Genomic DNA, 25,099 nt, shown 5'->3' with positions numbered 1-25,099 from the left:
CCGCTCAGCCTTTGGTTTCCGGAGCCGCCGTAGCGCCCGCCGGATGTCCGCTGCCGCCCTTGTTCTTCTCGAGCACCGCCTCGGTGATCGAGTTCGGCAACCGTCGCGGCGTCTCAATCAGGCCGAGCACCGGCAGCGCGATCAGGAAGAAGGCGAAGTAGAACAATGTCGCCATCTGCGCCATGAACACATAGCTGCCTTCCGCCGGCTGCGAGCCCAGCCAGCCAAGCAGGATGGCATCGGCCACGAACAGCCAGAAGAACAGCTTGTACCAGGGCCGGTAAACAGCCGAGCGCACCTTCGAAGTGTCGAGCCACGGCACCAGGAACAACATGACGATGGCGCCGAACATGCATAGCACGCCGCCGAGCTTGGAGTTGATCGGCCCGACATTGAAGGTGATGGCGCGCAGGATCGCGTAGAACGGCAGGAAGTACCATTCGGGCACGATGTGGGCCGGCGTCTTCAGCGGGTTGGCGACGATGTAGTTGTCGGGATGACCGAGATAGTTCGGCAGGTAGAAGACGAAATAGGCGAAGAAGAACAGGAACACAATCATGCCGAACGCGTCCTTGATGGTCGCGTAGGGGGTGAAGGCCACGGTGTCGGTCTTCGACTTGACCTCGATGCCCGTCGGGTTCGACTGGCCGACGACATGCAGCGCCCAGATGTGCAGCACGACAACGCCGGCGATCATGAACGGCAACAGATAGTGCAGCGCAAAGAAACGGTTCAGCGTCGGGTTGTCGACGGCAAAGCCGCCGAGCAGCAGCTGCTGGATCCAGTCGCCGACCAGCGGAATGGCGCTGAAGAAGCCGGTGATGACGGTGGCGCCCCAGAAGCTCATCTGGCCCCATGGCAGCACGTAGCCCATGAAGCCGGTCGCCATCATCAGGAGATAGATGATGCAGCCGAGGATCCACAGCAGTTCGCGCGGCGCCTTGTAGGAGCCGTAATAGAGGCCACGGAAGATGTGGATGTAGACGGCGACGAAGAAGAACGAGGCGCCGTTCGAATGCATGTAGCGCAGCAGCCAGCCCGAATTCACGTCGCGCATGATCTTCTCGACCGAGCCGAAGGCCAGATTGGTGTCGGCCGTGTAATGCATGGCCAGCACGATGCCGGTCAGGATCTGCGCCACCAGCATGATCGACAGGATGCCGCCAAAGGTCCATGCATAGTTGAGGTTGCGCGGCACCGGATAGGCAACGAAGCTGTCATAGACCAGCCGCGGCAGCGGCATGCGGGCGTCGAACCAGCGTCCGAGACCGGTTTTGGGCGTATAGGTCGAGTGTCCCTCGCTCATCGAAATATCCCCCTGCCTCAACCGATAAGGATCTTGGTATCGGAAATGAACTTGAATACCGGAACCGCCATGTTCTCCGGCGCCGGGCCTTTGCGGATGCGGCCGGCGGTGTCGTATTGCGAACCGTGGCACGGGCAGAACCAGCCGCCGAAATCGCCTTCCTGGCCAAGCGGAATGCAGCCGAGATGCGTGCAGACCTGAACCATCACCATCCAGGCTTCCTTGCCGGGCGTGGTGCGATTGGCGTCGGTCGCCGGTGCGTCGGCCGGGAGATTGGCGTTGCGGGCGATCGGATCCTTGAGATCGGCCAGCTTGACCGCCTCGCCGTCCTTCATTTCCTGTTCGGTGCGGTTGCGGACCACGACCGGCTTGCCGCGCCATTTGACGATCAGCGACATGCCCGGCGTCAGCGAGGCGACGTCGACTTCGACCGAGGCGAGCGCCAGCGTCGAGGCGTCAGGGCGCATCTGGTCGATGAACGGCCACGCGAAAGCACCCGCGCCGACCACTGCGGCCATGCCGGTGGCGACGTAGAGAAAATCACGACGGTTGGGATCCTGGGTGTCGGTTGCGCTCACGGGTGCCTGATCCTTTCGCCTCTTCCGTGCCGGTGGTTGAGCCTTGTTCCCCGCTCAATTACGCCAACCCGACAGCGCATGGCGAACAGGCTTGCGAATTCCTCCGGCATTTGGACTTCGGTTTATGCGTGAAGCCCGTTTTTGTCCAGACGGGTGAAGGCACAAGGGCAGATTGTCGCGGGGACAAAATCCGCCGCCGGTCAACACGACGCCGGATAGCCGCCAACCATCACTAAACAACCGGGAAACAACCGCAAATCCGACGCCCTTGTTCGGCTCGACACAAGGCCCCAGCCGGGTCTATCCTTGTCATCATGGCACACGTCATAGACCGCGACACCTGGGCCGTTCGCTCGGACCATTGGAAGGGCGAGTTGCAATGTGGCGCCTACGGCTCCAACTCCTGCCTGATCTTCAACTATCTGCCTGATGTCGGCGGCGGCCCGCGCCTGCACACACATCCCTACGCGGAGATCTTCATCATCCGCCAGGGCACCGGCCTGTTCACTGTCGGCGACCAGGAAATCGAGGCATCCGCCGGCCAGATCCTGATCGTGCCACCCAATACGCCGCACAAATTCACCAATCTCGGCCCAGGCCCACTGGAAACGACCGACATCCACGAGAACGGCAGCTTCATCACCGAATGGCTGGAGTGATCCCTATTTCGCGCCGAGCCTGGCCAGCACCGCTTTCGGGATGTTGTATTCACGAATGACGGCATCGTGCTTGCGCAAGCCGCACAGCTCGCGCTGGATGAAATAGCCATGCACCGCCTCGGCGGCATCCTTGAGCAGAAGGGGGCGCAGTTGCTCGTCGGCATTGTCGCGCAGCCTGGCCAGCGTTTCCTCTACCCGCTGGCCGGCGCGGCCGAGTGCTGCCGCCTTTTCCGCCAATATTTCATGGCCGAGCGCGTCGAAGGCGGCTTCGGCGGCCGAGGCGCCGGCAAGATGAGATGGCGGACGCAAGGACATTTCAGCCTCCTTTCCCGAAAACCATGCGGTGTGTGACGAACTCTTCGCCTGCTACGCGCTGAAAGCCAAGCCGTTCATAGAAACCGAAGGCTTCTTGCGGCGCGCGGGTGTTCAGCATGGCGAAATGGTGACGTGCCCTGTCGACAACGGTTTCGACCAGCATCCGGCCAAGGCCGGCGCGACGGTGGCGCGCGCTCACAAACAGGTGCCGGACCCGGCCGTGGCCCCTGCCCTCGAAATAGGGATCGATGTTCAACCCGCACACGCCGGCGAGTTCCCTTCCATACCATGCTCCGTACAGCGCCTCCCCCCGTTTCAGGAACTTGTTGCGGCCACTTGCCCAGCCATCCGCAAGGCGTACCAGCATCCAGTAGCCTTCCAGCCGGCTCTCTTCCTTCAGCGTGTCGAAGGCCGGCATGGTCGGCCGGAGCCGCTTGAGCACGTAGCCGACCTCTGGGATGGCGCCTGTCGATCCACCCATGGAGCTACTCCGCCGGGCGCGTCTCTTCGAGCACGCTGTCCTCGTGATAGAGAAAACCGCCGGACTGCCGCTTCCACAGCCGCGCATAGAGCCCGTCGAGCGCCACCAATTGGTCATGCGTGCCTTGCTCGACAATGCGGCCGCCGTCGAGCACCACCAGACGATCGAGTGCTGCGATCGTCGACAGCCGGTGGGCGATGGCGATGACCGTCTTGTTTTCCATCAGCCGCGTCAGATTCTCCTGGATCGCCGCCTCGATGTCGGAATCGAGTGCCGAGGTCGCCTCATCGAGAATCAGGATCGGCGCATCCTTGAGGAAGACGCGGGCGATCGCCACGCGCTGGCGCTGGCCTCCCGACAGCTTGACGCCGCGCTCGCCGACAAACGCCTCGTAGCCGGCGCGGTCCCTGTTGTCGCGCAAGGTCAGGATGAACTCGTGCGCCTCGGCCTTTTTCGCCGCCGCGATCACCTCCGCATCGGTCGCGTCAGGCATGCCGAGCTTGATGTTGTCGCGCAGCGAACGGTGGAACAGCGCCGTGTCCTGGCTGACGACGCCGATATTGGCGCGCAGCGAATTCTGCGTAACTTTGGCGACATCCTGGCCATCGATGGTGATCGACCCGCTCTCGAGATCGTAGAGGCGCAGGATCAGATTGGCGAGGGTCGTCTTGCCGGCGCCGGACGGTCCGACCAGCCCGACCTTCTCGCCTGGCCTGACGACAAGGTCGATGCCGTTCAGCACGCCGAAACCTTTGCCGTAGTGGAACTCGACGTTCTTCACCGCGATACGGCCGCCTGCCACGACGAGTTCCTTGGCGCCGGGCGCATCGGTGAGGCCGAGCGGCTGCGAAATCAGCGCCTTGGAGTTCTCCAGCACGCCGAGGTTTCGCAAGATGCTGTTGAGCTGCATCATCAGCCGGCCGAGCAGCATGTTGAGCCGCAGCACCAGCGACAGGGTGAAGGCGACCGCGCCGACGGTGATCGAGCCCTCGACCCAGAGATAGACGGCAAAGCAGCCGATCGCCGTGATCATGATGCCCGACAGCGTCGTCAGCGCCATGCGCACGCCGGTCAGCCGGCGGGTGAACGGGCGCAATGCGTCGAGATAGATGTCGAAACCGTTCCTGATGTAGCGGTCGTCGCCATCGGCCGAGAACAGTTTCAGCGTCTGCACGTTGGAATAGGAATCGACGATGCGGCCGGTGATCATCGAGCCGGCCTCGGCTGTTTCCTCGGCATGCTTGCGGATTGCCGGCAAATAGAGCTTGGCCAGCCAGCCGAAGGCGGAAATCCAGATCACCACCAGAACCGCCAGCCTGAGATCGAGGCCTGCGACCAGCGCCAGCGTCGTCACCGTGTAGACGATCATAAACCAGACGACCTCGATGAAGCTTTCCATCAAGTCGCCGGTCGCCTGGCCCGCCTGCCAGACCTTTGTCGCGATGCGGCCGGCGAAATCGTTCTGGAAAAAGGCGTAGGACTGGCGCGAGACATGCCGGTGCGCCTGCCAGCGCACCAGATTGTAGAAGCCCGGCGTGATCGTCTGTTCGTCGACCAGCGCCGACAGGCCGACGACGACGGTGCGGATGACCAGCACCACCACGGCCATGAAAACCAGTTCAGGGCCGGCGGCGGCCCACAGTGCGTGCCAGCTGCGCTCGGCGGGAAGCTGGTCGAGAATATCGACCAGCCGCCCGACGAAGTAGAACAGGCCGGCCTCGACCAGCGGCGCGATGCCGCCGATGACCAGCATGGCGAAGAAGGCGAACTTCGCCTGGCCGACATAGTGCCAGAGAAAGCCGCCGACACTGATCGGTGGCCGAAGATTCGCCGGCTCCCTGAACGGATAGACCCAGTTCTCGAACCAGCGATAGACGGCTGTCATCATGCGGCGGCCATCATTCTGCGGCTTGCCTCTTTGCAAGTGCGTCGTTGGCGGCGTCGGCGGGACCGTCCTCAAGCAGGAACCCGCCCGACTGGCGCTGCCAGAGCTGCGCGTAGAGCCCGCCCTTGGCGACGAGTTCTTCGTGCGAACCTTCCTCGATGACACGGCCCTTGTCCATCACCACCAGCCTGTCCATCGCCGCGATGGTCGACAGCCGGTGCGCGATGGCGATGACGGTCTTGCCTTGCATGAGCTTGTAGAGATTCTCCTGGATCGCCGCCTCGGCTTCGGAATCAAGCGCCGAGGTCGCTTCGTCAAGGATAAGTATAGGTGCGTCCTTCAACATAACGCGAGCAATGGCGACGCGTTGCCGCTGGCCACCGGACAATTTGACGCCGCGGTCACCGACATGGGCGTCGAAGCCCTTGCGGCCGCTGGCATCCGAAAGCCCCGATATGAAGTCCAGCGCCTCGGCGCGCCGCGCCGCCTCGACAAGCATCTCGTCGGTTGCATCGGGCCGGCCATAAAGGATGTTCTCGCGCACCGAACGATGCAGCAGCGAGGTGTCCTGCGTGACCATGCCGATCTGCGCACGAAGCGAATCCTGCTTCACAGCGGCGATTTCCTGGCCATCGACCAATATCTGCCCGGCTTCGAGGTCGTAGAAGCGCAGCAACAGGTTGACCAGCGTGGACTTGCCGGCGCCGGAACGGCCGACGATGCCGACCTTCTCGCCCGGCTTCACCGCCAGCGACAGGCCCTCGATCACACCCTTCTGCTTGCCGTAGTGGAAGCGAATGTCCTCGAAGCGGATCTCACCCCTGGAGACGCTGATCTCCTTCGCGTCCGGCCGGTCCTCGACAAGGCGCGGCAGCGAGATCGAGGCGATACCGTCCTGCACCGTGCCGATGTTCTCGAACAGGCCCGACATTTCCCACATGATCCATTGCGACATGCCCCACAACCTGAGCACAAGGCCGATGACCACGGCGACCGCGCCGATCGTCACTGCTTGCCCCAGCCACAGCCACAGCGCCATCGCGGTCACCGAGAACAAGAGCAGCGCGTTCAGTATGTAGAGCGAGCCGAAAAGCACTGTCACCAGGCGCATCGACCGGTAGACCGTTTCGAGAAAGCCGGACATACCGTCTTTGGCGAATGACGCTTCGCGGCGTGCATGGCTGAACAGCTTGACCGTCTGGATGTTGGAGTAGCTGTCGACGACCCGGCCCGTCATGATCGAGCGCGCATTGGCCTGTTCCTCGCCGACCTTGCCCAGCCGGGGAATGAAAAACCGCAGCAAAAGGATATAGCCGACCAGCCAGACGCCGAGCGGCGCGGCCAGCCGCCAGTCGGCCGAGCCGACGATGAGCAGCATGCCGAGGAAGTAGACGATAACGTAATTCAGGACGTCGATCACCTTGATGACGCATTCGCGCACGGCGAGAGCCGTCTGCATCAGCTTGGTCGCGATGCGGCCGGCGAACTCGTCCTGGTAGAAACTCATCGACTGCTTGAGCAGATAGCGGTGCACCTGCCAGCGGATGCGCATGGGATAGTTGCCCATCAGCGTTTGCTGGTTGAGGAGCGAATGCAGCCATACCGTGCCCGGCAGTGCGAACAGCACGATGAAGGCCATGCCGGCAAGCTTCCAGGCTTCCGTCTGCAGGAAGGTTTCGCGATTCTGCCCCGACAGCCAGTCGACGATGCGGCCGAGGAAGCCGAACATCCACACTTCCGCGATCGCGATGGCCGTCACCAGCACTGCGTCGAAAAGGATATAGGGCCAGGCGCCGCGCGTATAATGCACGCAGAAGGCAACCAGCGTCTTGGGCGGCTCGACCGGTTCCGCCGCGGGGAACGGATCGAGCCTTTTTTCAAACCAGCTAAACAACAACATAGGTCATGCCTGTGAAATGTGTTTGCCGCTTACGCGGCACGTGAGCGTACGAAGTCCCCGGAACCCATGGCGTCGAGTGCCGACGGTCCGGAATCACCCGGACCGTCGGCAATGCTTCGCGCAATATAGGGGCTCGCGGGCTTTTCGCCGACAGCTGCGCCAGACGATCCTGACGACACGGTGCCGCCAGCCCGGTTTTTCGCGCCAGGCCGGATCAGCCGGATGATCCGGCGCACCAGCGACGGCCGCCCGGGATCGGGAACCGCGCGCGAAAAATCGACATCCGGCAGCATGCCGCGATGCGGCCGGCGGCGAACCTCGGCGTGAACCGCCGACGAATAGGTGTCGCCGATCAGCAGCGCCCAGGTCGGCAGTCGGTGGATATGCAGGCTCCTCGAGCCCGGTATTCTGTAGGGATCGAACATCGGTCCGTCCTCCGTGTGAAAATCGAGATAAAAAGGCGAAGCAATATCGTCCGCCGGCATTCGCCAGGAGGCACGCATTGCATCGGTCCGGACATGACGAGTGTCGGTCCGGACAGCTTCAGTTGGGGCGTTCAGCCCTTTTGACTTTTTGAAAAACATCGCAGGATTCCTTCGAGTGCCGAAAAATCGTTTCGGCGGGAATCGGTGCGATCAAGTCTTAGAGAGTCAGGAGAATCGTCGTACCGAAACCGCCGGCAGGCAGGTAAGCCCACGAGAGGGGCGCTGGATGTGCATGGTCATCATGAATTACCCCTCCATCAGTTCGGGTTGACAATGCTGGTTGTATACCCGACTTCGCAGAAAATGGCCACCCGCAGGTCCAGCAATTTCCAAAACCGCCAAGCCGCTGTGGCCGATCCGCCACTTATTAGAAGGACGCGGAAATGAACCGTCGTCTCCGCATCGCGCTCTACCAGCCTGACATTGCCGGCAACACCGGAACAATCCTGCGCTTCGCCGCGTGCCTCGGACTTGGCGTCGACATCATCGAACCGGCCGGATTTCCGCTCTCCGACAAGGCGCTCAAGCGAGCCGGCATGGACTACCTCGAAATGGCTGCCCTGACCCGGCACGTCGACTGGCACGCCTTCGAGGAATGGCGCAAGGCTGATTCGCACCGGCTGGTGCTGCTGTCGACCAAAGCCACGACGGCCTACACCAGCTTCAGCTTCGCGGACGGTGACGTCCTCCTGTTCGGCCGCGAATCCGCAGGCGTGCCGGATCCTGTCCATCAGGCGGCGGATGCGCGCCTGACCATCCCCATGCAGGGTACGGCGCGCAGCATCAACGTGGCGCTCTCCGTCGCCATGGTGGTGGGCGAAGCCATCCGGCAACTCGGATAACGGCACTCCGTCTCCCGACATCTTGACCCAGGCGCACATCGCCTTCTCCTTCGTTTGCACATCCAGGGTTTCTTCGCTACAAGCTCAACTTAACTTGAGGTCAAGCAGAAAAATCGGGACGGAAAATCAGACATGGCGCCTGTAACGGAATTAACGGTTGGCCAGGTGGCCATGCGCAGCGGGGTGGCGGTGTCGGCGCTGCATTTCTACGAGGCCCGCGGCTTGATCCGCAGCCACCGCACGTCGGGCAACCAGCGCCGCTACGGCCGCGACGTGCTGCGGCGCGTGGCGATCATCAAGGTTGCACAGGAGGTCGGCATCTCGCTGGCCGAAATCGGTGCCGCACTTGAATCACTGCCCGAAAGCCGCACGCCGACGCGCGACGACTGGAACCTTTTGTCGACCGCCTGGCGCGACGGGCTCGATCACAAGATCGCCCAGTTGAAGAAACTGCGCGACGGGCTGACCGACTGCATCGGCTGCGGCTGCATGTCGATCGACAAATGCCCGCTGCGCAACAAGGGTGACCGGCTGGCACGCGAGGGAACGGGGGCAAGGAGGCTGGTCGCTCTTCCTTCTCCCCGTTCACGGGGAGAAGGTGCCTGAACGCAGTGAAGGCGGATGAGGGGCGGCGCCAGCATCACCTGCCTACCGGCACCCTCTCCCCGTAAACGGGGCGACGAAATCCTAGTCGGCCGCAGGCAACCGCCTGATGGTGAACTCGATCAGGTCGCCCGGCCGCTCGAACCAGCTTTCGATCTCGGTCCAGTAGGCCTGCTTGGGAAAGCGCTCGAACCATTCCTTGGCCTTGAGCCGGGCATCGGAGCGTGGCAGCACGAAGGTCTCGCGCAGGAAACCGTCGCGCGGCATACGCACGCGCTCGGCACGGCTTTGGTCGAGCCTTTTCTTTAGGCCATCCAGCGGCGGTCTTGCCGGGGTGCGCACGAAACAACTCCTTGCACCGTAATGACACTTGACCCTGTCACCTAAGAGATTAGGGATCGCGCCGGCAAAAGACGAGTCATTTGTGGGACTCGCCGCCCCAACCGGAGACGGCATTTGGAACGACCAGAAATACCGGCGGGCCTGCCCGCCGACATCGAACAGAAGAAGATGAAGGCGCGCCTCTGGTTCGAGGCGCTGCGCGAACGCATCTGCGCCACCTTCGAGCAGATCGAGCAGGATCTTGGCGGGCCGCTGGCCTCGTGGTCGCCCGGCCGCTTCGAAAAGACGCCATGGGAACGTGACGAGGGGCGCGGCGGCGGCGGCACCATGTCGATGATGCACGGTCGCGTCTTCGAAAAGGTCGGCGTCCACACATCGACCGTCCATGGCGAGTTCTCACCCGAATTCAGGAAGCAGATGCCCGGTGCCGAGGAAGACCCGCGCTTCTGGGCATCCGGCATTTCGCTGATCGCGCACCCATGGAATCCCAACGTTCCGGCCGTGCACATGAACACGCGCATGGTGGTCACATCCAGCCAATGGTTCGGCGGCGGTGCCGATCTGACACCGGTGCTCGATCGCCGCCGCACCCAGGACGACCCCGACACGGTCGCCTTCCACCGCGCCATGCAATTCGCTTGCGAGAAGAATGTCGCGGTGGCCGATTACCCAAAATTCAAGGCCTGGTGCGACGAGTACTTCTATCTGTCGCACCGCAACGAGCTGCGCGGCACCGGTGGCATCTTCTTCGACTGGCTGCATTCGGGTGAGGACAAGGGCGGCTGGAATGCCGATTTCAACTTCGTCCAGGATGTCGGCCGCGCTTTTCTCGTCGTCTACGGCCACCTTGTGCGCGCCAACTTCAACGAGAACTGGACCGATGGCGACCGTGACGAACAGCTCATCCGCCGCGGCCGCTACGTCGAATTCAATCTGCTTCACGATCGCGGCACCATATTCGGACTGAAGACCGGCGGCAATGTCGCCGCCATCCTCTCCAGCCTGCCGCCCGAGGTCCGCTGGCCGTAACAAAATGGTGAGCCCGGCGTGAGCCGCATTGATGTCCCATTCGCTCGAAATGGGCATGGAATGTGGCACACGGTGCGGCGAAAAATTTCTTTTTCGTCTAATAGGCTCTTGAAAAGACTGGTCTATTTGTGGCGCGGGGTCGGGAAGCGCCGGCGGTTCGCCTGCGCGCAATTTCAGGAAAGTGCGAAACGGCTTTCCGACCGGAATTGCGTCAAGACAAAGCGAGCCGCGACCCGACGCGACCGGACGGCCCAAGACGACGCGGGACATCTTCGTCAAAAAGATACCCGCCTTTCCAGGAGTACTTCGCAATGCGCAAGATCATTGTTTCGGCGGCCGCCGCTGCCCTTCTCGCTTCCGGTTCGGTGGCGTTCGCCGCCGTCAAGCACACCACCGGGACGATCAAGACCTTTGACACGACGGCCATGAGCCTGGTCCTCGACGATGGATCGTCTTTTACGCTTCCCAAGACCTTCAAGGATCCTGGCCTGCAGGTCGGTGAAAAGGTCCGTGTCTCATGGGACATGAGCGGCAAGAAAAAGATTGCCGAGGCTGTCAAGATCGCCAAGTGAAGGCCTGCCCGCCAAAACGGGACGAGACGATGTCTGGCCCTGTTTCGGGGTAGTGTTTAGAGGGCGGAGCGATGCTGCTCCGCCCTTTTGCCGTTGACGGCAACCAATACCACCCCATCTGTGTTATGCTTCTCACCCGTTCGCGGTCCGCGGTTTCAACCCTGGAACCGGACATGAGCCAAAAAAAGTGCCGGAGCCTCGACCAGGCTCCACGGAGGAAAAGGAGAAATCTCATGAAGGAATTTCACTGCGGGTCGCTCGTGCCCGGCTGTGACTGGCACACACGTGCCGACGAGGAAGCCGAGGTCATGCGCCGTGCCGTCGAGCACATGCGCGAGACACATGGCGAGACGGTCATCCGCGAGACGATGATCGAGGCGATCCGTTCGCGCATCGAAAAGACCCGCGACGCGGCCTGATCTACCCGGCCTGCAAGGCTTCGGCGGCGCGCTTGAGGAGCGCGTCGCGATCAGGGGCAAACCCGGCTTCGACCCATTCCGCTTCGAGATTCCTCAGGATTTCGCCGAGTTTCGGGCCTGGAGTTGCGCCGAGCACCGTCAGATCGGCACCTTTCAGCGGAAACAACGGCTTTTCCCATTTGGTGGCGAAGCCAAGCAGGCGCGAAAAGCCACCGGCTTCGAGCAGCGCCTCATTGTCCTCGACGGCGCGCATCCTGGCTGCCGCAAGCGACAGCCGCAGACGGTCGACAAACCCCTGCCGGTCGCCGCGATAGAGCCTTTTTGCCAGTTCGCCCTCGGTCGTCTTCGGCTCGACGGCGGTGGCGAGCGCCCAGTGGCGCAGGCGATCCGCTTCGGCGGTCGAGAGTTTGAGCCGCTCGGCGAGCGACTTCATGCGAGCGGCATCGGGCGGCACGATCGCTTCCAGTCTGAGCAGCGGGTCGGGTGCCCAGCCCAGATCCTTGCCGGCCTTGGCCAACCCATGGATGGCATCGATACCCCATTTCTCGCTTTCCGGCAGCGCCGCGGTCAAGACACCTGCCTGCCGCATCCAAAGCAGCGCCCGTGACGGATCGGGCGCCGACAAAAGTTTCTTCAGTTCCGACCAGATGCGCTCGGACGAAAGCTGGGCCAGCCCTTCCTTCAGACGGGCGCAGGCTTTCAGCCCCTCGGCGTCCGGCCGTCCGTCGCCGTACCAGGCGAAGAAGCGGAAGAAGCGCAGGATGCGCAGGTAGTCTTCGCGAATGCGCGCTTCCGGGTCGCCGATGAATCGCAGCCGGCGCGCCTCGATGTCGGCAATGCCGCCGACCAGGTCGACCACCTTGCCATCGGCCTCGGCATAGAGCGCGTTGATGGTGAAGTCGCGCCGCTCGGCATCGAGCTTCCAGTCGCGCCCGAACGACACTTTCGCGCGCCGCCCGTCGGTTTCGATATCGGCGCGCAAGGTGGTGATTTCATAGGGCTTTCCGCCGGCAACCACGGTGATTGTCCCATGCTCGATGCCGGTTGGCACCGCCTTGAACCTTTCCGCTTCGGCGCGGCGGAGAGTTTCCTCCGGCAAGCAGGTGGTGGCGATGTCGATGTCGGCGACCGGCTGGTCCATCAGCGTGTTGCGCACCGCGCCGCCGGCGACTCGCGCCTCTTCACCGCCTTCGGCCAGTGCGAACAACAGGCGCTGCAGATGCTTGTCGGTGAGCCAATCGGCCCTGCCCGCGATCGAGACACTCACGCATAGAGCCTTTCATAGAGAGTACGAAGGATGCCGGCGGTGACGCCCCAGATGCGCCGGTCGCCGTAAGGCATGTCGTAGAAGAACCATTCGAGATCGTTCCACATACGGCTGTCGCGCTTGTGGTTGGCCGGGTCCATCAGGAAGCGCAGCGGCACTTCGAAAGCGGCATCGACCTCGTCTGCGTTGAGCGTCAGTTGGAAACCGGGCCGCACGATGCCAAGCACCGGGGCGATGCGGTAGCCGCTGCCGGCGACATAGTCGGGCATGCGGCCGATGATCTCGATGCGATCTCGGCCAAGCCCGATCTCCTCGAAGGTCTCGCGCAGCGCCGCCGCCTCAGGGCTCGGATCGGTCGGATCGATAGTGCCGCCGGGAAAGGCCACCTGCCCCGAATGGCTGCGCAGCTTTTCGGCCCGTTTGGTCAGAAGAACCGTCGCATCGCCCTCATGATCGACCACCGGGATCAGCACCGCGGCATTGCGCAGCGCCTTGCCCTGGTTGAGGCGCGGATGGCCGGGGTTGAAGCGATGGTCGCCATAGTCGTCGTCGCCTGCATGCGCATCGGGCTGCACGGCAAAGCGCGCGCGAAAATCCGCGGATGAAAACGGCGCCGGCGTCACCTGGTCCATCACGCGCTCAGCCGCTTCAACTGGTCCGCCGGCATGATCGGGAACACGGCGCCCTTGGAGCGCACCGCGAACATCGTCTCGCCGCCGATTTCGATCTCCTCGCCATGCCCGACCAGTTCATACATCACCGGCCGCGCCACCAGCGCCTCCAGACGGCCACGCACCAGCACATAGGGCTTCAACCCGCCGGTCTCGTTCTCATCGACAAACCGCAGCGGCCGTTCCGGCCCGGCTTCGACCACGTCGCCGACATTGGTGCGGAAGGTGATTGTCTGCGCCTCGCCGCTGCCCGAAACGTCCATTTCGACGGCGATGAACGGCGCATCGGCGACGCGGATGCCGACCTTTTCTACCGGTGTCACCAGATAGGTCCTGCCATCGGCGTCCTTGCGCAGCACCGAGGAGAAAAGCTGCACCAGCGGCATGCGCCCGATCGGCGTGCCCAGATAGAACCAGGTGCCGTCGGCCTTGATCTCCATGTCCAGATCGCCGCAGAAGTCGGGATTCCAGCGTTCGACAGGTGCCGCGCCCTTGCCGGCACGGGCGGCGCGCGAGATCAGCGCCTCGAGACCACGCGCCTCGGTGGCATCAGTCAGGCTTTCTTCACGATGTCCCAAGGGTCCCGTCATGGTCACGAAATAGTCACTGTTGTTCCGCTTGTCAGCCTAAGTCTGTGATTTAAGTTTCGATGTAGGCGCCACGCGAGGCCGAATCGCGGCAACTTATGGTATGGTGCAGCCGTTGTTCCAGCCATGGTATTCCAACCACAAGGATCGATGCGGCATGAGCGTGATGGTCAAGGAAAGCCCGATCAGCGAAAAGGACATGATCGCCGAGGCCGAGAAGGCGCTTGCCGACATCTCCCGGATCCGCGACGGGGTCGGCCGGGTCATCTTCGGACAGGAAAGCGTCGTCGAGCGCACGCTGGTGGCGCTGCTGGCCGGTGGCCATGCGCTTTTGGTCGGCGTGCCGGGTCTCGCCAAAACCAAGCTGGTCGAAACACTTGGCATCGTGCTCGGCCTCGATTCGCGTCGCATCCAGTTCACGCCGGATCTGATGCCGTCCGATATCCTCGGCTCCGAAGTGATGGAGCAGGACGAGACCGGAAAACGCTCCTTCCGCTTCATCTCCGGGCCGATCTTCGCCCAGCTGCTGATGGCCGACGAGATCAACCGCGCGTCGCCGCGCACTCAGTCGGCGCTGCTGCAGGCCATGCAGGAATACCACGTCACCATTGCCGGCGCCCGCCATGACCTGCCGGCGCCCTTCCACGTGCTGGCAACCCAGAACCCGCTGGAGCAGGAGGGCACCTATCCGCTGCCCGAGGCACAGCTTGACCGCTTCCTGATGCAGGTGGACATCCTCTATCCCGAAATCGAGGCGGAGCGCCGCATCCTTCTGGAAACCACCGGCATCGAGGACGCGAAAGCGCAAAACGTGCTGCAGCCGGTGCGGCTGAAGGAGATCCAGACGCTGATCCGCCGCATGCCGGTGCCTGAAAGCGTCGTCGAGGCGATCCTGACGCTGGTGCGCTCGGCGCGTCCCGGCCAAGGCAATGCCGAGACCGATAAGAACGTCGCCTGGGGTCCCGGCCCGCGCGCCAGCCAGGCGCTGATGCTGTGCACAAGGGCGCGCGCGCTTTACGACGGACGGCTGGCGCCCTCGGTCGACGACGTCCGTGCGCTGGCCGAGCCGGTGCTGCAGCATCGCATGGCGCTGACCTTCGCCGCCCGCGCCGAAGGCACCAGCGTGCGTGACGTGGTGGCGAAACTCGTGAAAGGGATTTGATGCCGCGCATCGGCGAGGTCCAGGCTCCGGCAGCGACGCGCGACGCGCTCGCCCGTGGCCGGTTGCGGGCCTCGCTTGTGCCAGACCTGCTGGTCGAGGCGCGCCGTATCGTCAACACCGTGATCGCCGGCTGGCACGGCCGCCGCAAGCGCGGCATCGGCGAGAATTTCTGGCAGTTCCGGCCCTATGTCGAGGGCGATTCCTCGCGCATCGACTGGCGCCGCTCGGCCCGCGACGACCACACCTATGTGCGCGACCGCGAATGGGAAGCCGCCCATACCGTCTGGCTGTGGGCCGACCCCTCGCCGTCGATGCTCTACAAATCGACAGGCGCCAGCGTTTCCAAGCAATCGCGCGCGCTGGTGCTGGCGCTGGCCATGGCCGAGCTGTTGTCGCGCAGCGGCGAACGCATCGCCTGGCCGGGCCTCACCGACCCGTTCACCGCCCGCAACGGCGCCGAACGAATTGCCGCCCAGTTGATGCATGCCGGCGAGCTGCCGGCAAAACCCGACCTGTCCGACATCAGGCGCTTCTGCGACATCGTCATCGTCAGCGACTTCCTCGATCCCGTCGAGGAGACGATGGCCTGGCTCGACGTGCTGGCCCGCCACGGCGTGCGCGCCCACCTGATCGAGGTCGCCGACCCGGCCGAGGAGACCTTCCCCTATGCCGGCCGCACCGAATTCACCGATCCCGAGACCGGCGACAAGCTGACCGCCGGCCGCGCCGAAATGCTGGGTGATGAGTATCGCCTGCTCTACACCGCCCGCCGCCACGAACTGGCCGCCTGGTGCAAGCGGCTTGGCTGGAGCTTTACCGTCAACCACACCGATCGGCTCGCCTCCGACGCGCTGGTGCGACTGCACATGGCGATGACCACTGATGGCCCCTCGGTCAGGCCGACCGCTGGCGGTCGTGCAGGCATCGCTGGTGGCGATCGGCCAGGAAAGGCTGTCGCATGAGTTGGCTGCCGCTCTCCTTTGGCGCCCCCATGGTGCTGTGGGGCCTGCTGGCACTGCCGGTGATCTGGTGGCTGCTCAGGCTGACGCCGCCCAAGCCGCAGACCGAGATCTTCCCGCCGCTGAAGATCCTGGCGCGCGTACTGAAGCGCGAGGAGACGCCGCAGCAGAGTCCGTGGTGGCTGACGCTGCTCAGGCTCTTGATGGCGGCCCTCATCGTCGCGGCATTGGCCGACCCGGTCTTCAATCCGCGTGAAAAGCTGCCGGCCGAAGGAGCCGCCCTTGCCCTGCTCATCGACAATGACTGGGCAAGTGCCGCCGACTGGGGCAAACGCGTCGCCACCGCCGAGCGGCTGATCAACGACGCCGGCTCCAACGGCGTGCCGGTCGTCATCGCCTTCACCGCCGAAAAAGCCAATGCCGAGATCGGCCCGTTCGATGCCGCCACCGCCCTTGACCGGCTGCGCGCCGCCAAGCCGCGGCCGATCCCGACCGACCGGCCCGCCGTCTATGCCCGCATCGCCGGCGTGCTGGAGACCTTGCCCGGGGCCAGTGTCGCCGTGCTTGCCGACGGCCTGGCGGCAAAAGGCGATGAAGCCGCCTTCAACACGCTTTTGTCGAAAAATGCCGCCCGTGTCGTCTGGGCAACCGCCGACAGGCTGTCGCTGACGGGCCTGACCGCCGCCGACAACCAGGTCGACGGCTTTGCGCTGACCGCCATCCGCGCGCCGGGCGACCCTGCCCCGGCGCAGGTCACCGCCGGCGCCTTCGACGACAAGGGCCGCCGCATCGCCGATGCGACGCTGACCTTTTCGCCTGGCGAAACCACCGCCACCGGCACCATGGCGGTGCCGTTCGAATTGCGCAACGACTTCGCTTCGATCGCGCTCGACGGCGAGCGGCAGGCCGGTGCGGTGCGCGTCCTCGACGAAAGCTCCAAGCGCCGCCGCGTCGGGCTGCTGTCGCAGGCCGAGGCCGACCAGGCGCAGCCGCTTTTGTCGCCACTCTACTACATCAGGCGGGCGCTGCAGCCCTTCGCCGATCTGGTCGAACCCTCCAGCGCCGACCTCGCCGACGCCATCCCGCAGATCCTCGACCAGAAGCCCGCGATGATTGTCATGGCCGATATCGGCACCATTCCCGGACAGGTCCGGCAGAGACTTGTCGATTGGGTCGACAATGGCGGCACGCTGGTGCGTTTCGCCGGTTCGCGGCTGGCCACGGCGGGCGATGACGACGATTTGCTGCCGGTCCGCCTGCGCACCGGCGAGCGTTCGCTCGGCGGCGCGCTGTCATGGACGTCGCCGCAGCCTGTCACCGAATTCCCCAAGGCCGGCCCGTTCGCCGATCTGGCGCCGCCGACCGAGGTCACTGTCAGCAGACAGGTGCTGGCCGAGCCGACACCCGATATCGTCGAGCGCACCTGGGCGGCCCTTGCCGACGGCACGCCGCTGGTCACCGGACTGAAGAAAGGCAAGGGCACGCTGGTGCTGTTCCACGTCACCCCTGAGGCAACCTGGTCGAACCTGCCGATCTCCGGCAGCTTCGTCGAGATGCTGCGCCGCATCGTGCAGCTGTCGCGCAACCAGGGCGCGGCCATCGCCAATGCCGAAGCCGCCGCGGCGTCGCTGGCGCCCTATCGCATGATTGCAGCCGACGGCTCGCTGGTGCCGCCGACGCCGGATGCACGGCCGCTTGTACCGGGCGCCGGCGCGCTGCCGGTGACTTTTGAAAACCCGCCCGGCCTTTATGGTTCCGAGACGGGTGTGTTTGCCCATAATCTGCTTGAAGCCGACAGCACGCTGGCCCCGCTGGTGCGCCCGCAAATCACTGTTCCCGTCACCTCGATCCAGTATGCCTTTGACGAATCGCGCAATTTGAAGGGCGCGCTGGTCGCAGCCGCCCTGGTGCTGATGCTGCTCGATACGCTGGCAGTGTTCTGGATGGGCGGCCTGTTCTCACGCCGACCGCGCCGCGCCGGTGCCATGGCAACCACCGCCGCGGTCCTGATTGCGCTGGGTAGCTTGTTCGGTCATGCCGACCTTGCCCGCGCAGACGACGCCAAGCCGGGTGACGAAATTGCCATCGAGGCGATTTCGAAGACCCGCATCGCCTATGTGCTGACTGGCGTGCCGGGCGACGATTCGATCAGCCGTGCCGGGCTCGAGGGCCTGACCCGCTTCCTGGTCGAAAAGACGGCCCTTGAACCGGGCGCGCCAGCCGGCGTCGACATCTCGAAGGACGAGCTGTCGTTCTATCCCTTGATCTACTGGCCGATCGATCCGGCGGCCCCGATGCCGAGCCAGGCCGCCATCGCCCGCATAGACGCCTATATGCAGCAGGGCGGCACGGTGCTGTTCGACACCCGCGACCAGTTCGCCAACGGCATCGGCGCCGATTCGACCAGCCCGGCGACGGAGCGGCTGCGCGACATCCTCGGCAACCTCAACGTGCCGCCGCTGGAGCCGGTGCCGTCCGACCACGTGCTGACCAAATCCTTCTTCATCCTGCCCGAATTCCCCGGCCGCTTCGCCGGCAGCCCACTTTGGGTCGAGGCGTCGCTCGACGCCAGCAATGCCGAGAACCGGCCGGTGCGCACCGGCGACGGCGTCTCGCCTATCATGATCACCGCCAATGATTTTGCCGGCGCCTGGGCAGTCGACGAGAATGGCGATCCGCTGCTGCCGACCGTACCGGCGGACCCGATGCAGCGCGTCTACGCGCTGCGCGCCGGCGTCAACATCATGATGTACATGCTGACCGGCAACTACAAATCCGACCAGGTGCACGTGCCCATACTGCTCGAACGGCTGGGGCAGTAAGATGAGTTTGTTTGGTGCCCTCCGGTCGCGGATAAACCCTCCCCAAAAAGAGGAGGGTAAGGAATGAACTGGTCGATTTCCTTCGAACCGCTGATCTCCTGGCCCCTGTTGGCCTTGGCGCTGGTGCCGCTGGCGCTGCTGGCGCTTGTCGGCCTGTGGTTTCGCCAGCGCGGCTCGGTCTTCCGCTTCATCGCCCTTTTGGCGCTCGCCGCCGCTTTGTTCAACCCGGTGTTCCTCAACGAGGAGCGCGAGCCGCTGAAAAGCGTTGTCGCCCTCGTCGTCGACCGCAGCCAGAGCCAGGATATCGGCGATCGCACCAAGCAGACCGACGAGGCGCTGGCCGGGCTGCAGCAGCGGCTTGGCCGCTTCAAGCAGTTCGACGTGCGGGTCGTCGAGGCCGGCAAATCCGAGGCCGCCGAAGAGCGCACCGAGACACGGCTGTTCGGCGCGCTTGAAGGCGCCTTCCGCGACGTGCCGCCGTCACGCATCGGCGGCGCGATCATGATCACCGATGGCGAGGTCCATGACGCGCCGCCGGGCGCGCCCGATTTCAACGCCCCGCTGCATGCGCTGATCACCGGCAACGACCACGAAAAGGACCGCCGCATCCGCTTCGAGAACGCGCCGCGCTTCGGCCTTGTTGGCAAGCCGCTCGACATGACCTACCGCGTCATCTCGACCGAAAACGAGACTGGCCCGGTCGATGTGCGCGTCTCGGTCAATGGCGAGCAGGTCGCCGTCGAGCACGCCACCGTTGGCCAGGCCATGCCGCTGCAGGTCACCATTCCGGGTGCCGGCCGCAACATCGTCGAACTCGCCATCGATCGCGAGCCGGGCGAACTGACCGACACCAACAACCGCGCCATCGCACTGATCGACGGCATTCGCGAGAACCTGCGTGTGCTGCTCGTCTCCGGCGAGCCGCATGCCGGCGAGCGCACCTGGCGCAACCTGCTGAAATCCGACGCCTCGGTCGATCTTGTCCATTTCACCATCCTGCGGCCGCCGGAAAAGCAGGATGGCACGCCGATCAACGAATTGTCGCTTATCGCCTTCCCGACCCGCGAACTGTTCGTCGAGAAGATCAAGGATTTCGACCTCATCATCTTCGACCGCTACCAGCATCGCGACGTGCTGCCGATCCTCTATTACGACTACATCTCCGAATATGTCGAAAAGGGCGGCGCGCTGCTGATCGCGGCCGGCCCCGAATATGCCGGCGAAAGCTCGATCGCGCGCACGCCGCTGATGGCCGCCCTGCCGGCGATGCCGACCGGCGAAGTTGTCGACAAGGCCTTCTATCCGCGCCTTACCGAACTCGGCCAGCGCCACCCGGTGACGCGTGGGCTCGATGGCTCGGCCACCGAGCCGCCGCACTGGAGCCGCTGGTTCCGCACCATAGGCGTGCAGAACCCGGAAGGCGAAGTGGTCATGAAGGGCGCCGACAACCGGCCGCTGCTGCTGCTCGACCGCAAGGGAGAAGGCCGCGTCGGCATGCTGCTGTCCGATCAGGGCTGGCTGTGGGCGCGCGGCTTCGAGGGCGGCGGCCCGCATGTCCAGCTTTATCGGCGCATCGCGCACTGGCTGATGAAGGAGCCGGAGCTCGAGGAGGAGCGGCTGACCGCCGATGGTCGTGGCATGGTGCTGGAAATCCGCCGCCAGACGATGGCCGACGATCCCGGCGCCGCGCAGATCATCACTCCGTCCGGCAAAACCTTGACGGTCAAGCTCGAAAAAGCCGAGCCCGGGGTCTTCCTCGGCAGCGTCGAGACCAGCGAGATCGGGCTCTACCAGGTCGCCAATGGCGACCTCACCGCGCTCGCCCATGTCGGGCCGGTCAACGCACCGGAATTCGCCGACGTCATTTCCACCGAAAACCGGTTGAAGGCGCCGGCGGAAGCCACCGGCGGCAGCGTGCGCCGGCTGGCGTCTTCCACAGCCCTTGGCAGCGACGTGACGCTGCCTTCCATCGTGCCGGTGCGCTCGGCTGGTGCCGCATCCGGCAGCGACTGGATCGGCCTGCGCACGACAGACGACAGCGTGCTCAAAGCCGTCTCGCGCGTGCCGCTGTTCGGCGGCTTCCTCGGCCTCGGCCTGCTGCTTCTGGCAATGGGTTCGATGTGGTACCGCGAGGGACGGTAGCGCGGCGCTCTTTTTCCTTCTCCCTTGTTGTGGGAGAAGGGAAAGCCCCCTGCTCTACTCCTCCGGCTCCGTCGTGAACATCAGCGGATAGCCCTTGGCCTTGCCGGCATCGGTGGCGCGCGTCGCCTTGGTCTCGGCGACATCCTTGGTGAACACGGCGACGACGCAGACGCCACGCCGATGCGCAGTGATCATCACCCGGTGCGCCTGGTCCTCGCTGAGTTTGAACTCGCCCTTCAGCACCGTCACCACGAATTCGCGCGGCGTGAAATCGTCGTTGATGAGGATGACCTTGTAGAGTTTTGGCCGTTCGACTTGCGGTTTGATCTGGGTACGCGGTTTTGTGGTGATTTCAGGCATCGGAACCGACAGTTTTGCGTAAGCGATGTGACCGCCATTCTGGCACCGGTGAAAACGGTCGTCCATTTTGATCGACGCGCGAAACCGGTGTCCGCCGACGCGGCCATTCACAATCATGTGGGAAGGTGTCGGTTGCCGTTCAACGGCCTTGGCGGCCGAACATGCGACGGCCGGGAATCTGCCGCACGGCCGCAGCGGGCGGTATATCGGACCGAAAACGGTTTCCGCCGGCATCCGCCCGGCGTTCCAGCCAGGTCGCGATCGGCCACGCGGCGACGCAGATCAACGTCGCGCCGGTCAGCACGACCAGCAGCCAGGTCTGTGCCGGCGTTATGTAGTCCCAGTTGGTGGAAATCGCCGGCGCGAACAGCGAAGGCTCGGTGCGTCCGCTGGCCGGATCGGGGACCGGGCTGGCGGTGAACAGGATAAGCACTCTGGCGAGGCCGGTGGCAACCAGACCGCCGATCACCATCGAGCGCAAAATGGACGAAAGCCGCTTCTTCATGCGGATTGTCCTACACGGCCGGCGTTGCAAACGGGTTAAGTGTCAGTCGAGGCGGAAGCTGCCGGTGCCAGACTTCGCCAAAGATCAGTTGAACCCATCGACCGCTTCATCGCCGATGTCAGGGCTTCAGCGGCTCGGACAGGAAGAAGGCCGCTCCAACCGAAACCAGCTGGAGCGGCCTTGGTCAACAGGCCGGCATTTTATGCCGGACCTTATCAGGTCTTCGGGGCGTCCTTCTTGACGGCCTTCTCAGCAGCCTTCTTGTGCTTCTTGACGGTCTTCTTGACGACCTTCTTCGGAGCAGCCTTGGCCGGAGCGGCAGTCGCCGGAGCGGTGGTCGTCGAAGCAGCCGGAGCAGCGGTCGTGGTGGCGGCGGCGTTGCCGAGAGCCGGCATCGCGAAAGCGAGAGCGACGGCGAGACCGGTTGCGGAGAGGATGGACTTTTTCATGGCTTCGTTTCCTTTTTATGCGGGTCAAGTTTCGGAGCGTTACTGAACCGGGTCGTTCGGCGTCACTCCAAGCAGCTTCAAAGCATTGGCGAGCATCCGGATGCCCTGTGCCTGTTTCTTGGCGGCGCAGTACCGGTTGCCCTTTCTCTGAAGTGCCTTTGCCGCGGTGACCTGCGTTGCCGTGGCATGGGTTTCGAGGGCTTCATCAAATTGGTGGCTGAGATTGGCGCACCGTTCGCTCCGGGTTGTGAGCGTCGCCTTTGCGTCCGATTGTCCGACAGCGGCAGTGACCAGGCAGAAGCCCAGCAACGCACCCAACAAACTGATCGACAACCTTGGCATCGGTTTATCCGTAAACCCGGAGACTAGCGTCGCAGCCGATGACCTGACCGCCACGAGATCAGTTATGCCTTTGAAATTTTTCAGGAGTTTTTCTGAACTGTAGAATTTTGTTTCTGGAGTGTGTCTGAGAAAGCCGGTGTGAACCCCATCATAGCCACTGGCCAACATATGGCCTGAATTCTATCGTGTGGGTTGCGACCGAAGGGCTTGGCAATCAAGGACAGAAGGGCTTGGCAACAATGACAGGGCTGCTGTGAAATCCGATGCACACATACTGATCGTCGACGACGACAAGGGCATCCGCGACCTGCTGCAGGAATTCTTCCAGAAGCGGGGCCTGCACACCTCGGTTGCCGCCGACGGCATCGAGATGGAGACCATCCTGCGGCGCGTCCAGGTGGACCTCATCGTCCTCGACGTGATGCTGCCCGGCAAAAGCGGGCTGGAGCTGTGCCGCGACCTGCGCGCCCAGTATTCGACGCCGATCATTATGCTGACCGCCGTCACCGAGACGACCGACCGCGTCGTCGGCCTGGAAATGGGCGCCGATGACTATGTGCCCAAGCCCTTCGACCCGCGCGAGCTTTTGGCGCGCATCCGGGCCGTGCTCAGGCGCAATGGCGCCGCCGAGCCGAAGCGCGCCACCACCAAGCAGATCTACCGCTTCGCTGGCTGGACGATGGACTGTGCCCGGCGCCGGCTGATCGCACCCGACGATGTCAGGGTCGAGCTGACCATGGCCGAATTCAACCTGCTGCAGACCTTCGTCAAGAGTGCGCAGCGTGTGCTGACCCGCGACCAGCTCATCGAACTGTCCGGCGGCGACAGCGACTATTCCTTCGACCGCAGCATCGACATCCTGGTCAGCCGGTTGCGGCGCAAGATGGAGGACGACCCGAAGACGCCCAAGCTGATCCTGACCGTACGCAGCGGCGGCTACCAGTTCCTGCCCGAGACGACCTCCGAATGAGACGTTTCCTGCCGCAGACCTTGCCTGTCTGGGTGCTGCTGATCGTCATTGCCGGCCTGCTGATCAGCCAGGTCGCGACCCTCTACATCGTCTCGCGCGACCGCGCTGCCGCCAACGACGTCGTCGACCTCTACCGGCTCAACGACCGTGCCTTCTCGCTGGTGCAGCTCATGCATGACGCCAGTCCGGACGAGCGCAAGGCGACGGCGACCGGCCTGTTCAACTCCACCTACGCGCTCACCGTTTCGGACACGCCGGCGGTCACTTCGTCGATCGCCGGCGACGACGAACTGGCCGAACTCGAAGACATCCTCGTCGGCCGGCTGTCCAAATTCGGCATCACCGATGCACGCGTGCGCCGCGATCCGGCGACGCGCGAGGCCGACGACGCGGACGGCACGACGCCAGGACCCGACATCGGCCAGGTCGAGCGCGACCTTCTGGTGCTGGCCGCCGACTTCGCCCAGAGCGACAAGCTGACGGCATCGCTGCGCTTCGCCGACGGCCAATGGCTGAATTTCACCGAACCGATCACGCCCGTCGGCCCGATCCTGAGTTTCGACAGCCTGCCGCTCTATTCGCTGATCGCAGGGCTGGTGGTGATCATGTCGATCTGGTCACTGCGCCGGTTGACGGCGCCCTACCGGATGATGGAAACCGCCGTGAACCGGATCGGCAAGGATCTGAAGAGCCCGCCGATCGCCGAGAGCGGCAGCCGCGAGGTGCGTGCCGCCGCCAAGGCGATCAATGCCATGCAGGCGAGATTGCGCGAATATGTCGAGGACCGCGAACATCTGGCGGCGGCACTGGCGCATGACCTGCGCACGCCGATGACCAGGATGCGCCTGCGCCTGGAGCTGTTGCGCAAATCGGCGGTCCGCGAGGCGCTGGCCCACGATCTCGCCGATGTCGAGAGCATTGCCAGTTCGGTGATCGACTTTGCCACCTTCGAAGTGACCGAGGAAAAGAACGAACGCATCGATTTCTGGTCGCTCGTGGAATCGATCGCCGACGGCTATGACGACGTATCGTTCGACGACGAGACCCGTTCGCGCGGGCTGATCTGCATGGCGCGGCCGGTCGCGCTCAAGCGCTGCGTCACCAATCTGGTGCAGAACGCGGTCACCTACGGCAAGAAGGCGCATCTTTCGCTGCGCCGGTCGGAGGACATGATCCTGCTCACCATCCGCGATGAAGGGCCTGGCATACCGCAGGCGCAGATCGACGCCGTGTTCAGCTCGTTCGTGCGCCTCGAACAATCGCGCAACCGCCAGACCGGCGGTCTTGGTCTCGGCCTGACCATTGCCCGCAACATCGCGCGCGCCGCAGGTGGCGAGATCCGCCTGTCCAACAATCCCGGCGGCGGCCTGCTGACGCAACTGCGCCTGCCGCTGGCGGCATAAAAACAAGGCGCGCCCGGTCGCCGCGCCTCGCCGCCGTTGGATTC

27 protein-coding genes are annotated in these 25,099 nt (G+C 64.0%); 12 read left to right on the top strand and 15 right to left on the bottom strand.

The features are described from left to right. Window positions 1–4: 4 nt before the first annotated feature. Both MESCI_RS10785 and petA read right to left on the bottom strand, forming a co-directional pair. On the bottom strand, window positions 5–1,306 hold the full coding sequence (locus MESCI_RS10785) for a cytochrome b (protein WP_013529985.1): 1,302 nt from the start codon (window positions 1,304–1,306) through the stop codon (window positions 5–7). A gap of 17 nt (window positions 1,307–1,323) precedes the next feature. Beyond that, entirely contained in the window at window positions 1,324–1,884 is a 561-nt protein-coding gene (petA, locus tag MESCI_RS10780) for a ubiquinol-cytochrome c reductase iron-sulfur subunit (RefSeq protein ID WP_013529984.1), read from the bottom strand. 314 nt (window positions 1,885–2,198) lie between these two features. On the opposite strand from petA, the gene MESCI_RS10775 reads away from it, so the two are divergent. Beyond that, window positions 2,199–2,543 carry a cupin domain-containing protein gene (locus tag MESCI_RS10775; protein WP_013529983.1) on the top strand — a complete coding sequence of 115 codons (345 nt, stop codon included), beginning with the start codon at window positions 2,199–2,201 and terminating at the stop codon, window positions 2,541–2,543. 3 nt (window positions 2,544–2,546) lie between these two features. Here MESCI_RS10775 and MESCI_RS10770 read toward each other — a convergent pair whose 3' ends face one another. The 5 genes from MESCI_RS10770 to MESCI_RS10750 are packed head-to-tail and all read right to left on the bottom strand — an operon-like array spanning window position 2,547 to window position 7,549. Beyond that, on the bottom strand, window positions 2,547–2,858 hold the full coding sequence (locus tag MESCI_RS10770; protein WP_013529982.1) for a DUF6665 family protein: 312 nt from the start codon (window positions 2,856–2,858) through the stop codon (window positions 2,547–2,549). Between the two features lies 1 nt (window position 2,859). After that, a complete protein-coding gene (locus tag MESCI_RS10765) occupies window positions 2,860–3,339 on the bottom strand; it encodes a GNAT family N-acetyltransferase (protein WP_013529981.1) in 480 nt (159 codons plus the stop codon). 4 nt (window positions 3,340–3,343) lie between these two features. Then, window positions 3,344–5,227: an ABC transporter ATP-binding protein gene (locus MESCI_RS10760; RefSeq protein WP_013529980.1), complete on the bottom strand. Its 1,884-nt coding sequence runs from the start codon at window positions 5,225–5,227 to the stop codon at window positions 3,344–3,346. A gap of 10 nt (window positions 5,228–5,237) precedes the next feature. After that, window positions 5,238–7,124 carry an ABC transporter ATP-binding protein gene (locus MESCI_RS10755; RefSeq protein ID WP_013529979.1) on the bottom strand — a complete coding sequence of 629 codons (1,887 nt, stop codon included), beginning with the start codon at window positions 7,122–7,124 and terminating at the stop codon, window positions 5,238–5,240. 29 nt (window positions 7,125–7,153) lie between these two features. After that, complete coding sequence (locus MESCI_RS10750; protein WP_013529978.1) at window positions 7,154–7,549, bottom strand: hypothetical protein; 396 nt, start codon at window positions 7,547–7,549, stop codon at window positions 7,154–7,156. Window positions 7,550–7,992: 443 nt separating this feature from the next. Here MESCI_RS10750 and MESCI_RS10745 point away from each other — a divergent pair, with 443 nt between their 5' ends. Both MESCI_RS10745 and soxR read left to right on the top strand, forming a co-directional pair. Then, the gene (locus tag MESCI_RS10745) at window positions 7,993–8,451 is read left to right on the top strand and encodes a tRNA (cytidine(34)-2'-O)-methyltransferase (RefSeq protein ID WP_013529977.1); all 459 of its coding nucleotides are present in this window, start codon (window positions 7,993–7,995) and stop codon (window positions 8,449–8,451) included. A gap of 132 nt (window positions 8,452–8,583) precedes the next feature. Then, window positions 8,584–9,057, top strand: a complete 474-nt coding sequence (gene soxR / locus MESCI_RS10740; protein ID WP_013529976.1) for a redox-sensitive transcriptional activator SoxR — start codon at window positions 8,584–8,586, stop codon at window positions 9,055–9,057. Between the two features lie 81 nt (window positions 9,058–9,138). Here soxR and MESCI_RS10735 read toward each other — a convergent pair whose 3' ends face one another. Then, window positions 9,139–9,396 carry a hypothetical protein gene (locus MESCI_RS10735; RefSeq protein ID WP_013529975.1) on the bottom strand — a complete coding sequence of 86 codons (258 nt, stop codon included), beginning with the start codon at window positions 9,394–9,396 and terminating at the stop codon, window positions 9,139–9,141. Window positions 9,397–9,510: 114 nt separating this feature from the next. On the opposite strand from MESCI_RS10735, the gene hemF reads away from it, so the two are divergent. From hemF to MESCI_RS10720, 3 genes are all read left to right on the top strand, one after another. After that, a complete protein-coding gene (gene hemF, locus MESCI_RS10730; protein WP_013529974.1) occupies window positions 9,511–10,425 on the top strand; it encodes an oxygen-dependent coproporphyrinogen oxidase in 915 nt (304 codons plus the stop codon). Between the two features lie 311 nt (window positions 10,426–10,736). Next, entirely contained in the window at window positions 10,737–10,997 is a 261-nt protein-coding gene (locus tag MESCI_RS10725) for a DUF1344 domain-containing protein (protein WP_013529973.1), read from the top strand. Window positions 10,998–11,230: 233 nt separating this feature from the next. After that, the gene (locus MESCI_RS10720) at window positions 11,231–11,416 is read left to right on the top strand and encodes a DUF1059 domain-containing protein (RefSeq protein WP_013529972.1); all 186 of its coding nucleotides are present in this window, start codon (window positions 11,231–11,233) and stop codon (window positions 11,414–11,416) included. Between the two features lies 1 nt (window position 11,417). Here the strand turns inward: MESCI_RS10720 and MESCI_RS10715 are convergent, their stop codons facing one another. The 3 genes from MESCI_RS10715 to MESCI_RS10705 are packed head-to-tail and all read right to left on the bottom strand — an operon-like array spanning window position 11,418 to window position 13,944. Beyond that, window positions 11,418–12,683, bottom strand: coding sequence for a CCA tRNA nucleotidyltransferase (locus MESCI_RS10715; protein WP_013529971.1), 1,266 nt, complete (start codon window positions 12,681–12,683; stop codon window positions 11,418–11,420). After that, a complete protein-coding gene (locus tag MESCI_RS10710) occupies window positions 12,680–13,315 on the bottom strand; it encodes a CoA pyrophosphatase (protein ID WP_013529970.1) in 636 nt (211 codons plus the stop codon). Before MESCI_RS10710 ends, MESCI_RS10715 begins: the two co-directional genes overlap by 4 nt. Then, on the bottom strand, window positions 13,315–13,944 hold the full coding sequence (locus MESCI_RS10705) for a DUF1285 domain-containing protein (protein WP_013529969.1): 630 nt from the start codon (window positions 13,942–13,944) through the stop codon (window positions 13,315–13,317). The genes MESCI_RS10710 and MESCI_RS10705 overlap by 1 nt, the downstream gene beginning before the upstream one ends. A 154-nt stretch (window positions 13,945–14,098) precedes the next feature. On the opposite strand from MESCI_RS10705, the gene MESCI_RS10700 reads away from it, so the two are divergent. The 4 genes from MESCI_RS10700 (at window position 14,099) to MESCI_RS10685 (ending at window position 21,026) form a co-directional block, all read left to right on the top strand. Next, window positions 14,099–15,103 (top strand): AAA family ATPase, encoded by a 1,005-nt coding sequence (locus MESCI_RS10700; RefSeq protein WP_013529968.1) that lies wholly within the window; start codon window positions 14,099–14,101, stop codon window positions 15,101–15,103. Then, window positions 15,103–16,065 (top strand): DUF58 domain-containing protein, encoded by a 963-nt coding sequence (locus MESCI_RS10695; protein WP_013529967.1) that lies wholly within the window; start codon window positions 15,103–15,105, stop codon window positions 16,063–16,065. The genes MESCI_RS10700 and MESCI_RS10695 overlap by 1 nt, the downstream gene beginning before the upstream one ends. Next, the gene (locus MESCI_RS10690) at window positions 16,062–18,884 is read left to right on the top strand and encodes a DUF4159 domain-containing protein (protein WP_013529966.1); all 2,823 of its coding nucleotides are present in this window, start codon (window positions 16,062–16,064) and stop codon (window positions 18,882–18,884) included. The genes MESCI_RS10695 and MESCI_RS10690 overlap by 4 nt, the downstream gene beginning before the upstream one ends. A 63-nt stretch (window positions 18,885–18,947) precedes the next feature. Continuing rightward, window positions 18,948–21,026 (top strand): membrane protein, encoded by a 2,079-nt coding sequence (locus tag MESCI_RS10685; protein WP_013529965.1) that lies wholly within the window; start codon window positions 18,948–18,950, stop codon window positions 21,024–21,026. 54 nt (window positions 21,027–21,080) lie between these two features. Here MESCI_RS10685 and clpS read toward each other — a convergent pair whose 3' ends face one another. From clpS to MESCI_RS10665, 4 genes are all read right to left on the bottom strand, one after another. Then, window positions 21,081–21,386, bottom strand: coding sequence for an ATP-dependent Clp protease adapter ClpS (clpS, locus tag MESCI_RS10680; protein WP_013529964.1), 306 nt, complete (start codon window positions 21,384–21,386; stop codon window positions 21,081–21,083). Between the two features lie 139 nt (window positions 21,387–21,525). After that, entirely contained in the window at window positions 21,526–21,891 is a 366-nt protein-coding gene (locus MESCI_RS10675; RefSeq protein ID WP_013529963.1) for a hypothetical protein, read from the bottom strand. 215 nt (window positions 21,892–22,106) lie between these two features. Further along, entirely contained in the window at window positions 22,107–22,340 is a 234-nt protein-coding gene (locus tag MESCI_RS10670) for a hypothetical protein (RefSeq protein ID WP_013529962.1), read from the bottom strand. A 39-nt stretch (window positions 22,341–22,379) separates the two neighbouring features. Further along, window positions 22,380–22,682 (bottom strand): hypothetical protein, encoded by a 303-nt coding sequence (locus MESCI_RS10665; RefSeq protein WP_024504541.1) that lies wholly within the window; start codon window positions 22,680–22,682, stop codon window positions 22,380–22,382. Between the two features lie 253 nt (window positions 22,683–22,935). Between MESCI_RS10665 and MESCI_RS10660 the strand changes: the two genes are divergently transcribed. Together MESCI_RS10660 and MESCI_RS10655 are read left to right on the top strand one after the other, a co-directional pair. After that, window positions 22,936–23,652, top strand: a complete 717-nt coding sequence (locus MESCI_RS10660; protein WP_013529960.1) for a response regulator — start codon at window positions 22,936–22,938, stop codon at window positions 23,650–23,652. Continuing rightward, complete coding sequence (locus MESCI_RS10655) at window positions 23,649–25,055, top strand: ATP-binding protein (RefSeq protein WP_013529959.1); 1,407 nt, start codon at window positions 23,649–23,651, stop codon at window positions 25,053–25,055. Before MESCI_RS10660 ends, MESCI_RS10655 begins: the two co-directional genes overlap by 4 nt. Window positions 25,056–25,099: the final 44 nt, after the last annotated feature.

This window comes from Mesorhizobium ciceri biovar biserrulae WSM1271, from assembly GCF_000185905.1.
GTDB lineage: Bacteria > Pseudomonadota > Alphaproteobacteria > Rhizobiales > Rhizobiaceae > Mesorhizobium > Mesorhizobium ciceri.
Note: the sequence above shows the minus strand (reverse complement) of the source record. Positions and strands in the feature narration are given on the sequence as shown.